The organism is Prevotella sp. P3-122, from assembly GCF_002251365.1.
Taxonomy (GTDB): domain Bacteria; phylum Bacteroidota; class Bacteroidia; order Bacteroidales; family Bacteroidaceae; genus Prevotella.
Map to the genome: position 1 here is coordinate 55,308 of NZ_NPJH01000034.1, position 11,007 is coordinate 66,314.

Here is an 11,007-nt window from a genome sequence, read left to right on the forward strand (position 1 = left end):
CTACTCCAACTGCAACGCCTAAGTCGAAATCACCTTCTCCATCCGATGTGACAGTCATTTTCGGTTCGTCGTTTTTATTGTAAACAACTTCTAAATCTTTGTTTGCATGGGGATATAGATATAGAATCCCCCTGTAATCCCCATGCATTCTGAAACTTTTCCGTTCCCACTATAGAAATGAAAAAAACAAATATCTTATTGTTCATTATATTCATATCTTTCTCTTCTATTGCGCAGAAGGCACCCGTGAGGTTGGGAGGTACTGTCGTGGATGCTTTCACTGGTAATGCCATAGAAGGCGAGGTGGCATGCTCGCTACTCCGTTCTGACAGCACTGTGTTGATGACTACAAAAAGCTACAAGCATAAAGACCAGGGGAACGGTGTAATTCGCACCTGTTTCAAATTCGATGTGCCGGAGCAGGCGGATAGACATTTTATTGTGAAACTTGAAACCAAGGGATATGGAACCGTGTATAAAAGTACAAAATTGGCATGGAAATCCAAACATATCCAGCCTGTGATCTCACTTTGGGCCATACCGATGCGACGTACCTCCTGGATGGAGTCTGGCAAAGAGTTAGACGAGGTCACTGTTACAGCGACTAAGATAAAGTTTTACATGAGGGGCGATACGCTGGTTTACAACGCCGACGCTTTCCAGTTGCAAGAGGGTTCGATGCTTGATGCACTCGTGGCGCAACTACCGGGTGCTGAGTTGAAACCCGACGGACGCATCATGGTGAACGGAAAATTCGTAGAAAGTCTCTTGCTCAACGGACAGGACTTCTTCAAAGGCGACAACACCGTGCTGCTCGACAATCTGCCAGCCTACATGGTGCAGCAGGTGAAGGTATATACTAAGGAGAGCGAGACAAGCAAGCTGTTGGGCAGGAAGGTGGATGAAGGGCAGTACGTGATGGATGTGAAACTGAAAAGACAATATGCCGTCGGTTGGCTGGCAAATACGGAATGGGGTTTGGGAACTGAAGACCGCTACCTTGGTCGCATCTTTGCCATGCGCTATACGCCGCACTCTCGCGTGACGCTCTTCGGAAACCTCAACAACGTCAACGACCGCCGCAAGCCTGACGGGAATGGAGAATGGGGTGGGTTTAATGTGTCTGGCGGACTGACATCCACAAAACGCGGTGGACTTGACTATAATGTGTTCGATAAGCGCGACCGATTCAAGATTTCCGGTACCGCAGACATATCATATACAGACAAGGACAACATAAGGGAGGGCAGCTCAACCAACTTTCTGCCTGGCGGTGATGTTTACAACGTGACTTCAAGGCGTACACGCAGTAGCAACATCTCCATAGGAACGCAACACTTTTTCAAGTACACCTTCCTGCAGACACGCAACGCATTCAGTCTCTCTCCAAGTTTCAGATACCAGAAAAGCGACTACAACCACAACTTCCTGAACGGGACATTCAATGCGAGTCCTGTCAACGACTATGCCGCAGTGCTTGACAGTTTGTTCTCACCGGACTGGACCACAGCCATGCGCAACATTATCCGCCGCAACGGAGAACAGTCTGTGGGCAACAGCCGCACGGTAGAGGGCGGTTTGGAATTCTGGAGCTATTTCAAGATTCCCTACACACTGGACGGTATATCGGTGGACGGCAACCTTTCTTATAACAACAGGCGGCAGGAGGGGTTCAACCATTTCCTATACAACTACTATGAGGGCGAAGCATTGCAGACGGATTGGCGCAACCGCTATGACAATTCACCGCAGGAGAACTTTGATGTAGAAGTACGGATGAAGTATTTTTGGCATTGGAATCAGGAAATCATGATAAATCCAAGCTACACGTTCAATTATAAATATGACTCGGGCGACCGTATGCACTACCGTCTCGATGTGCTTGATGAAAGTTCGGACAAGGTGCTCGGATGGCTGCCTTCTGAAGCCATGACACTGATGCAGGCACTCGACTCAGACAACAGCTACGAGGGACTGCTGCACCGCTATCGCCACAACCTGATGTTCGACTGGCAATGGCAACATTACAGCCAAACACCAGAAGGCCGCCGTACGGCAGGCTGGTATGTACAACTATGCCCATCTATAACTCTTGAGAATAACGATTTCTGTTTTACAGACTTTGCCAGAGGTAAAAACGGGCAGCAAATCAACAAGAAATACTTATTGCCGCAAGCCAGCCTTGAGGTAAAACGTAACACACAGGAATATCGCCATGAGCTTATGCTCACCGCCAACCTCAGCAGCGGCTCACCGTCAATGACCAGTTTAGTCAGCAAGACTTTCGCTTCCGACCCTCTTAACGTAACGCTGGGCAATCCAGACTTGAAACAGCGCACCGACATAAATCTGTCGTTCAATTACAAGTCCGACCGTTGGATGCAAAGCAAGGAACGACAATTGTACGGCAATGCCGGCTGGCACTACGCAATAAACGCCATCTCCGTGAGCTATGTCTATGACAAAGGGACAGGTGTGACAACCAGCTGTCCAGTAAATGTAAACGGCAACTGGAACGCTTGGTTTAACTTGGGCTATACAACACCGCTTGACAGGTCACGCCGCCTGACACTCAGCACCACCACTGCGGGCAACTATTATCATACCGTCGATTTCTCCAGTAGCGATTTGACATCTGTCCCTCTTCGCACAGTTACACAAACAGCCGTGCTTAACGAGAGACTCCGTCTGAACTACCGCTACAAGAAACTGAATGTAGGTATAAAAGGCAATGCGTCATGGAACCACGCAACCGCCAACCGCAACGACTTTACAGATGCCAATACCTGGAGTATCAGCTACGGAACCAATGCGGTGATTGACTTGCCATGGGCATTCCAGTTATCCACCGAACTGACGATGTTTACACGCCGGGGCTACGAATCGGCAACGATGAACAGAGATGACCTTGTCTGGAACGCACGTCTCACCAAGAGCCTTTCAAAGAATCGTCTCAGCTTGATGCTTGATGCCTGGGACATACTGGGCAATCTCTCCAATGTTGATGCGGGTATTGACAGCCGAAGCCGCTGGGAATACTATACCAATGTCATCCCTCGCTACGTCATGTTGCGTCTTGTGTACCGCTTCGACAAACAACCAAAGAACAAAAGGAATGAACGTCTATAAGACATGCTGCTCCAATCACGGCATATCCGGATTTCCCAAATGCGTAAATTTAGATGGAGTCTTTGACGATTGATAGTATCTGTACGAAAAACTATAGTCTAATTATATAAATGAGGAAATGAAACTGCGATTTACTCGCCAATTTGACCGGATGGACTGCGGTCCGGCATGTATCAGAATGGTGGCATCGGCGTACGGAAAAGATTATCCGCTGTCTTACCTACGTTCCCTTTCGCATCTTACCCGTGAGGGTGTGAGTGTGGCTGGCATACGTGATGCTCTGAACCAGATTGGTGCGGATAGCGCATCATTTGAGATGACAATGGAGCAATTGCACGATAAGTGTCCGCTTCCGGCAATCCTCCATTGGGAACAGAACCATTTTGTCGTTCTTTATGATATAAAACAAAATAAATGGACTGGTAAGAGAAAGTACTGTGTAGCCAATCCTGCATATGGCAAGCATGCTTTCAGTGAAGATTCTTTCAAGAGATTTTGGATTAGCAGTGATAAGGGTATTGTCATAGCCATAGAGCCAAGGGAGGAATTTTTCAGCAGAAACACAGTGAAGGAAAAACACAGTCTGTTGCGCTTTGCACGGAAATACGTTTGGCCGTTCCGGTGGGAACTGTCACAATCTGCTTTTGGTATGCTTTTTGGCATGCTGCTTTCGCTCGTTACGCCTTTTCTTACTCAGGCAATGGTCGATGACGGCATCGGCATGCGTGACATGGGGCTTATTCTTGACATTCTGTTTGCCCAGGTGTCAATTTTTATCGGTACATTTCTAATGGGACTTATCAGCAGTCATGTAAGTCTGTACATGAGCACACGCATCAATATCAATGTTCTCAGCGACTACCTGGCCAAACTGTTAAAACTTCCTATGACCTTTTTCGATACCAAAAGCGTTGGCGATTACCAACAACGGTTAGGCGACCATGGACGTTTGCAAAGTTTTGTTACTTATAGTACGCTGCAAACCTTCTTCTCCATCATTTCCGCTCCGTTCTATCTTGCAATTATAGGGTTGTATAGTCCTGTTATACTTGGAGTATATCTGTTATTGACAGGATTGAGCACGGCATGGATGACCTATTTCTTCCGACAGCGGAAGGCTATGGATTATGAACAGTTTAAGATCAATGCTGAGAATCAGAACAAGCAGTATGAGTTGGTGTCAGGTATCACCGACATAAAACTCAATGCTTACGATGACTATAAGATTGAGGAATGGCGAACCTTGCAGGAGCGCAGTTATAAGATGAGCGTAAAGGTACTGAAACTGAGTCAAATTCAGAATACTGGTTTTACGGTGATAGGACAATTGCGTAATATTCTCATCACCTGCTGGATTGCCGCAGAGGTAGTGAACGGGAACCTGACCTTGGGTATGATGATGAGTATATCAGCCATCATCGGACTGGTGAACGGACCTCTATCACAGCTTATCGGCTTCCTGCAACAGTTTCAAGATGCCAAAATAAGTTTGGAACGCTCAGAGGAGACACACCTTTGTGCAGACGAGGATTCTCCTTTGCAAAGTGAAGTCCCTACTGATGCCCCGATGGATATAGAGGTACGTAATCTGACTTTTTCCTATGCTGGCAGCATAGGTAAACCAGCCTTGGAGAATGTGTCCTTTACCATACCTGCAGGAAAAATGATTGCAATCGTTGGTGAAAGCGGAAGTGGCAAGACAACGCTTATAAAACTGCTTCTGAAATTTTATGAGCCTACAGATGGAGCTGTCTTTCTTGGAGGGAGACCCTTGACTGACTATTCCGCCAAGTCGATGCGGTGCGCATCAGGAATAGTTATGCAGGATAATTTTGTCTTTTCTGACACAATCCTGCGTAACGTAATCCTGGGAGAAGAGGAGGATGACAACCGCTTAAGAGAAGCCTTGTCAATAGCCTGTCTGGATGAATTCATCAGGCGACAGCCCTTGGGCGTGAACACGCGGATAGGTGCCGAGGGTATGGGTGTGAGCGGAGGAGAGAAACAGCGTATAATGATTGCACGCGCTGCCTACAAGCATCCTGTATACCTCATGCTTGACGAGGCAACCTCCTCGCTTGATGCCGAGAATGAAAGGGAAATCACAGAAAATATCGGTCGCACATTCCAAAACCGCACACGAATAGTCATTGCCCATCGGCTTTCTACCGTGCGCAACGCTGACCAGATAATTGTATTGCGGCAGGGAAGAGTGGTGGAACAAGGCACACATGCCGAACTGACGTGCGCTCGGGGATATTATTATCAACTTATTCACAACCAGCTGGAGCTTGCAGCCGACTAAATCAGTTTTCAATATGAATATACAGATTCGCCATTTGATCTTTCGTTATGGAGTATTTGCGTTGCTTGTGATGATGAGTGTCGGTATGCTTTTTTTTGTTTGTACTTTTGAGACTCGGGTTAAGGCACAAATTCATCTTTTTTATGACAATCACGAACATTGTTGGCATGGGTATCTGACCCGTCAGGAGCATATCAAGTTTCATCCAAAGGACACGCTTGTTGTTGTGCAAACCTCTGTGGGTGACATTGCCTGCATAGTGGAAAGTATAGTTGTGGAATCCGACATGCTACACATAACGCTTCTCCCGATGAAAGAGGAAACGCCCTCTTATACCTATATTGAGGGATTCATATATGTTGGTAGAGAGAATATAAGAGATAAAATATTGAAGAAACATATGAAACAATATACCTAAGGTAGGTTCTATAAATCATTTTCTCGTAATCTGCCATAGAATGACGGTCATCTCCATACTGATGATTACTGCAGGTATTTGCCTCCTGCTGTCACTCGTTCATCAGCAACAGTTGACGAGGAATATTAATCTATACAATTGAACTGATAACATCAAGATACAAGTGATTATGAATAAAAGAAAGGTTGTCCTTTTCATTTCTCATAAAGTAGACGAACGCATTATGAGAAGTTATGGAGGCATCTGCCGCCACTTGCCGGACGAGCAGTATGATGTGGTGTGGGTTGTTGCAAGCAACAGTTTCGACAGATCTGCATTACCGGATAATGTCAATGTACGGCATTATGTTTCCGAAGACCTGGCTGCCCTGGGCTATACCCCTATTGAGAACACGCTGATTCCAGGCAGCCCGCACTTCATCCCGTTGCGTTTCTTCCTCGACAACCCGCACTACCGGCATTACTGGTTCATAGAATACGACGTGGTGTTCACTGGCAGATGGGACACACTGATGGAAGACTGCGACAGCAACCTTGACGACTACGACTTCCTGAGCTGCCATATAGAAAAGTATGGTGAAGGCAATAAGGATTGGCCATGGTGGTACAGGAGCAATGACTGTGGATATACTTTGGAGAAATGTGTGAAAGGCTTCAATCCTATATGCCGCTATTCCAACCATGCCTTGGCTCTGCTGGACAGCTACATGAAGGAAGGACACTCGGCACACTCGGAAGTGATGGTTACCACATGTCTGCACAACCACGGCATGAAGATTGGCGACATTGGTGGGATGGGTGAGTTCACGCCCGATGGCTACCGCAACCGCTATTATATAAAAGGTGTAGGGACAAACAACGGGACTATGCGCTGGCGACCACCCTTCACGATGGAGGAGGTTGAGGCGTTGGGGACAAAGAACAGGCTGTTCCATCCGATAAAGTAATTATTTCGTGAAATCATTTTGGCAAGTCGGCAATAATTCATAATATAAGTTTCGCATGTGATAATTCTCTATGTATAAGGGTTTTATTTAAACCACAGAGTTAAAGAGAACCAACGGTCACCGTCCGAAGGGTAAGGTAAAAAGAGATTTGTGGTTTTATAGAGTAGGTCGCAAGCGACAGAGGACACAGAGTTTCCATGCGGCAAACATGATGCGCAGCTCTCTATGAGCTCTAAATGCCTTGGCATTCACCCTCTTTCATTAGTATAAATACTCTATGTCTCTTAAACTCTGTGGTTTAAAATAACTTCCGAAAGTTGAGTTCATAAATTTGAATAAGATAGGCTGCATTGGCTTCGCCGACCTCTGTCACGATTAACTTCGTTGAATATCGGCTGCACTCGGCATAGCCAAGCAAGCTTGACTCTGCTCTCGCTGCTCCATCGGTTCAGGAATACAAAGAAAAATGAATTTTCCTTTGTCATTCCATTCGTTTGCACTATCTTTGCAGTAGATTCTTCACTCTTCAATTAACAAGCAATATGGGCAGATTCTTATATCCTGTAGATACCGACCAGTTCGCAGACATACGCAAGGACGGTAAGGTTTATGTTGACAAGACCGACATGGTGTTTGACCTTGTCGGCAAATACAGGTATGTATTCCTTGCCCGTCCGAGAAGGTTCGGCAAGTCCCTTCTGTGCAACACCTTCAAGGCTTATTTCCAGGGACAGAAGGAGCTGTTCGAGGGACTGAAGATAGCGGAGCTTGAAAAGGAGTGGAAGAGATATCCCGTTCTGCACTTCACAATGAGCGGACTGAAGAACCTGCCCGTGCCTTTGGCACAGTCAAAACTGGAGAATTTCATCTCGGATTATGAAGCTGTTTATGGCAAAAGTCCGGAACTGAAGACACCTGGCGCACGTTTCCGTGGCTTGATACATAGAGCCTGCGAGCAGACAGGCGAGAAGGTTGTGGTGATACTCGACGAATACGACTCCGCCATAATGCGGCTGATGTACGAGCCTGAGCAGCTTGAGGCCATGCGCACCATGCTTCGTGAGTTCTATCAGGTGCTGAAGGATGAGGGAGCATACCTAAGGTTCGTCTTCATAACGGGTGTTACGAAGTTCTCACAGCTCAGCATCTTCTCCGAGCTGAACAACCTGACCCAGATATCCATGTACGATGAATACTCCGGGCTGTGTGGCATAACTCAGGAGGAACTTGACACCGTGCTGCGTCCATGTGTCGAGGAATACGCTCAGAATTTGGAGATTACGACCGATGAGGCATACGCCCTGTTGAAGAAGAACTACGACGGCTATCATTTCTCACGAAAAAGTCAGGATGTCTATGCGCCCTTCAGCGTGCTCCGTGCTTTTGACGGACGCAACACCGACCACTACTGGTTCGAGTCGGGTACGATGACCTCGCTGATAGAGCATTTGCGGCACTATCCGCTGAAGACAGCCTTGCAGTATGATGGCGTGAAAGTAGGGCTGGACGAATTCAATATCTCTTGCGAAAGTGCGTCAACCCCCATACCGCTGCTTTATCAGAGCGGTTATCTGACAATCGACTCTTATGAGCCGCTTCTGAAGACTTACACACTCCACTTCCCGAATCTTGAGGTCAGGTCAGGCATGGTCAGTGGACTGATGCCTCTGATATTGAAACGCACCACAGCAGACGGCAACAGTCTGACACGTAATATGGCGTCTTCCTTGTTCGAGGGTGACGTATCAGGGGCTATTTCCGCCCTTCGGTCATACATAGCCAAAATTCCCTACGACATTATCACCAAGGAGGAATGGAACGACAAGGAGAGCCGTGAGTCGTTCTATAAGCTCCTTCTCTACATGGCGTTCTCCATGCTCAACTCCATCGTCGACACCGAGGTGAGGAGCATCCTTGGCAGGGCGGATGTAGTGATAAAGACACGCACCGACATCTTCGTCCTCGAGCTGAAGGTAGACGATACCGTAGACCATGCCTTGGAGCAGATCGACTCCAAGGGCTACGCCATCCCCTACGAGGCAGACGGCAGGAAGGTTACCAAGTGCGGCGTGAGCATATCTTCCGAGGCTCGCAATATCACTCATTGGCGAGTTGTCGATGCTGACGGGAATATAACGGACGAACAAGTGTTCGGACTATAACTTCGATTAAGGGAAACATCATGTCTTATTTCATGAAATGGACTATTCCTTCTGACCACGTAGCGTAACAACGTGACAACGGTATTTATAGGGTGTGTTAATGAGAAATATCTTGAAAACACCCCAGACTCAGCAAAACAAATAATAATCCAACTTGATAAGACTATTATGCGCTAATAACCGATTTGTGATAAAGGAACTATAATCAATAGACAATCGTATTCGCCCAATTAGGCAAGTCTTCAACATAGCGCTTATAGACCTTCCCGTTAACCATACGGAAGAGCAGACATGCCGTGACCACCTTTCATCACACGTCGAGCAATGCGCGATGCGTTGATGGAGGGATGGTTGGTAGCAACGAAGAATATGCGGATAAAGAATCCCGCATCGTGGGCACGACGGATATAATCGAGTTTGTCATCAGCAGACAATACGGTTTCAAATATCAAACTCTTCTGCTCCCGAAGACACTCCTCACGGAGTCCTTCGCAGTACTTCACCGACTCCATGATGGCTTCGCGGGAGTTCCAGTCACCGAACTTATCTTTGGCTATCTGGTCGGGGTTGATATAGACAGCATTCTCCATCCACTCATGTTGCAGAATCTGCGTGGTTATGGTTGTCTTGCCCGAACCGTTAGGCCCGGCAATGACAATAAGAACTGGCTTGTGGATGGTAGTTACCATACTGTGGAAATTTTTTGAGCATCCTGCAGCATCTGTTCAAAGAAACGATTGGTTGCCTCATCGTTAGTACGTCTGGCATCTTCCGCTGCTTCTCTCATCAACTGTGAGAGAACGGCATCAGAGGGTTCCTCCATGCTTGTCAACCGATATGTGTCAATTGTAGGATTCATAACCATGTTGTTTGCTGTTTCACAGCGGCAAAGTTACATAAAAATCCCGAGATATGAGCCAGTCTGGATAAAGAAATCACATTTCTTTAGAGGAAAGGTACATAAAAACGAATCTTAAGACAGTAGGGTTATGTTTTTTCTCTAAAACATCATCCGTGCAATCCATGGGACAACATCTCATTTACAGAAACACCCCCTCCTGCTTGCCGACTTTTTAACACGTCGCACTTTGTCAGCTCACTAATTATTTGTATTTTTGCAGCGAAATGACCAGCAATCAGTCTCAACACATGAAATGTACGCTCACAGCCATCATAGTTGTGCTGCTGTCGCTTGCTGCAGTGATGTTGATTCCCGGCACATGCAGCAACCCGTATGATGCCAGGCTCCAGCATATAGACAGCCTGATGGACCGCAACCCGCAGGCTGCCTACGACAGCCTGTCTCTCTTCGACTCCCTTCGCCTTTACGACGATGACAAGGCTTCACGGATGCGTCTGCTTATGCTCAAGGCGAAGGCGCAGAACAAGCTTTATCTCCCCATGCCATCCGACACCATCTTCAATGAAGTCGTCTCCTATTACGACCGCCACGGCTCTGCCAACGACCGCATGCTGTCCCGCTACCTGCTTGGATGCATATACAGGGACATGAAGGAAGCACCTATGGCATTGGAATGTTTTATTGATGCCGCAGAGCAAGCCGATACAACAGCAAGCGATTGTGACTATAATATATTGTTTAGGGTGTATGGGCAAATGGCAAGTTTATATGAATTCCAGCATCTGTATGATTACTCTATAGTTGCAAATAATCACTGTAGTGAATATGCTCTCAAAGCAGGTGACATTTACAGCTATATACGTGGTAAAGAATTTGTAGGCGGTAACTACTTTGTTTTGGGTGATACCTTGAAGGCTCTTGACATATTCAAGAACTGCATCAGTCTATACACAGTACATGGTCTCCATAAAGCTGCTGCAAGTGCTTATCCTATCATTATAAAGACATATATATCCCGTGGACAATACGATTCTGCTCATATTTACATGGATATATTCGAAAACAAATCAGGGTTGTTCGTTGACGAAAGGATAGTTCCTGAACGCATGCATTATTACTATACAAAAGGATTATATCAAATTGGCATTGGAAAAATTGATGCAGCGGAATACTACTTCCGGAATC

8 protein-coding genes are annotated in these 11,007 nt (G+C 46.5%); 6 read left to right on the forward strand and 2 right to left on the reverse strand.

The features are described from left to right. Window positions 1-177 precede the first annotated feature (177 nt). The 5 genes from CIL02_RS06590 (at window position 178) to CIL02_RS06610 (ending at window position 8,960) form a co-directional block, all read left to right on the forward strand. Complete coding sequence (locus CIL02_RS06590) at window positions 178-3,129, forward strand: outer membrane beta-barrel protein (RefSeq protein WP_094400138.1); 2,952 nt, start codon at window positions 178-180, stop codon at window positions 3,127-3,129. A gap of 118 nt (window positions 3,130-3,247) precedes the next feature. Further along, window positions 3,248-5,434: a peptidase domain-containing ABC transporter gene (locus tag CIL02_RS06595; protein ID WP_094400140.1), complete on the forward strand. Its 2,187-nt coding sequence runs from the start codon at window positions 3,248-3,250 to the stop codon at window positions 5,432-5,434. 13 nt (window positions 5,435-5,447) lie between these two features. Beyond that, window positions 5,448-5,852, forward strand: coding sequence for a hypothetical protein (locus CIL02_RS06600; RefSeq protein ID WP_094400142.1), 405 nt, complete (start codon window positions 5,448-5,450; stop codon window positions 5,850-5,852). Window positions 5,853-6,075: 223 nt separating this feature from the next. Then, window positions 6,076-6,798: a hypothetical protein gene (locus tag CIL02_RS06605; RefSeq protein WP_141210145.1), complete on the forward strand. Its 723-nt coding sequence runs from the start codon at window positions 6,076-6,078 to the stop codon at window positions 6,796-6,798. 542 nt (window positions 6,799-7,340) lie between these two features. Next, on the forward strand, window positions 7,341-8,960 hold the full coding sequence (locus CIL02_RS06610) for an ATP-binding protein (RefSeq protein WP_094400145.1): 1,620 nt from the start codon (window positions 7,341-7,343) through the stop codon (window positions 8,958-8,960). Window positions 8,961-9,229: 269 nt separating this feature from the next. Here CIL02_RS06610 and CIL02_RS06615 read toward each other — a convergent pair whose 3' ends face one another. Both CIL02_RS06615 and CIL02_RS16305 read right to left on the reverse strand, forming a co-directional pair. Further along, a complete protein-coding gene (locus CIL02_RS06615) occupies window positions 9,230-9,649 on the reverse strand; it encodes a zeta toxin family protein (protein WP_371589104.1) in 420 nt (139 codons plus the stop codon). Further along, a complete protein-coding gene (locus CIL02_RS16305) occupies window positions 9,643-9,819 on the reverse strand; it encodes a hypothetical protein (protein WP_170935034.1) in 177 nt (58 codons plus the stop codon). The genes CIL02_RS06615 and CIL02_RS16305 overlap by 7 nt, the downstream gene beginning before the upstream one ends. A gap of 290 nt (window positions 9,820-10,109) precedes the next feature. On the opposite strand from CIL02_RS16305, the gene CIL02_RS06625 reads away from it, so the two are divergent. Next, a partial coding sequence (locus CIL02_RS06625) for a hypothetical protein (protein ID WP_141210146.1) occupies window positions 10,110-11,007 on the forward strand: 898 nt, incomplete at its 3' end.

Excerpts from the sequence above, each read along its gene's own strand:
- CIL02_RS06590 (WP_094400138.1), top strand. The coding sequence starts at position 178 with ATGAAAAAAACAAATATCTTATTGTTCATTATATTCATATCTTTCTCT.
- CIL02_RS06595 (WP_094400140.1), top strand. The coding sequence starts at position 3,248 with ATGAAACTGCGATTTACTCGCCAATTTGACCGGATGGACTGCGGTCCG.
- CIL02_RS06600 (WP_094400142.1), top strand. The coding sequence starts at position 5,448 with ATGAATATACAGATTCGCCATTTGATCTTTCGTTATGGAGTATTTGCG.
- CIL02_RS06605 (WP_141210145.1), top strand. The coding sequence starts at position 6,076 with ATGAGAAGTTATGGAGGCATCTGCCGCCACTTGCCGGACGAGCAGTAT.
- CIL02_RS06610 (WP_094400145.1), top strand. The coding sequence starts at position 7,341 with ATGGGCAGATTCTTATATCCTGTAGATACCGACCAGTTCGCAGACATA.
- CIL02_RS06615 (WP_371589104.1), bottom strand. The coding sequence starts at position 9,649 with ATGGTAACTACCATCCACAAGCCAGTTCTTATTGTCATTGCCGGGCCT.
- CIL02_RS16305 (WP_170935034.1), bottom strand. The coding sequence starts at position 9,819 with ATGAATCCTACAATTGACACATATCGGTTGACAAGCATGGAGGAACCC.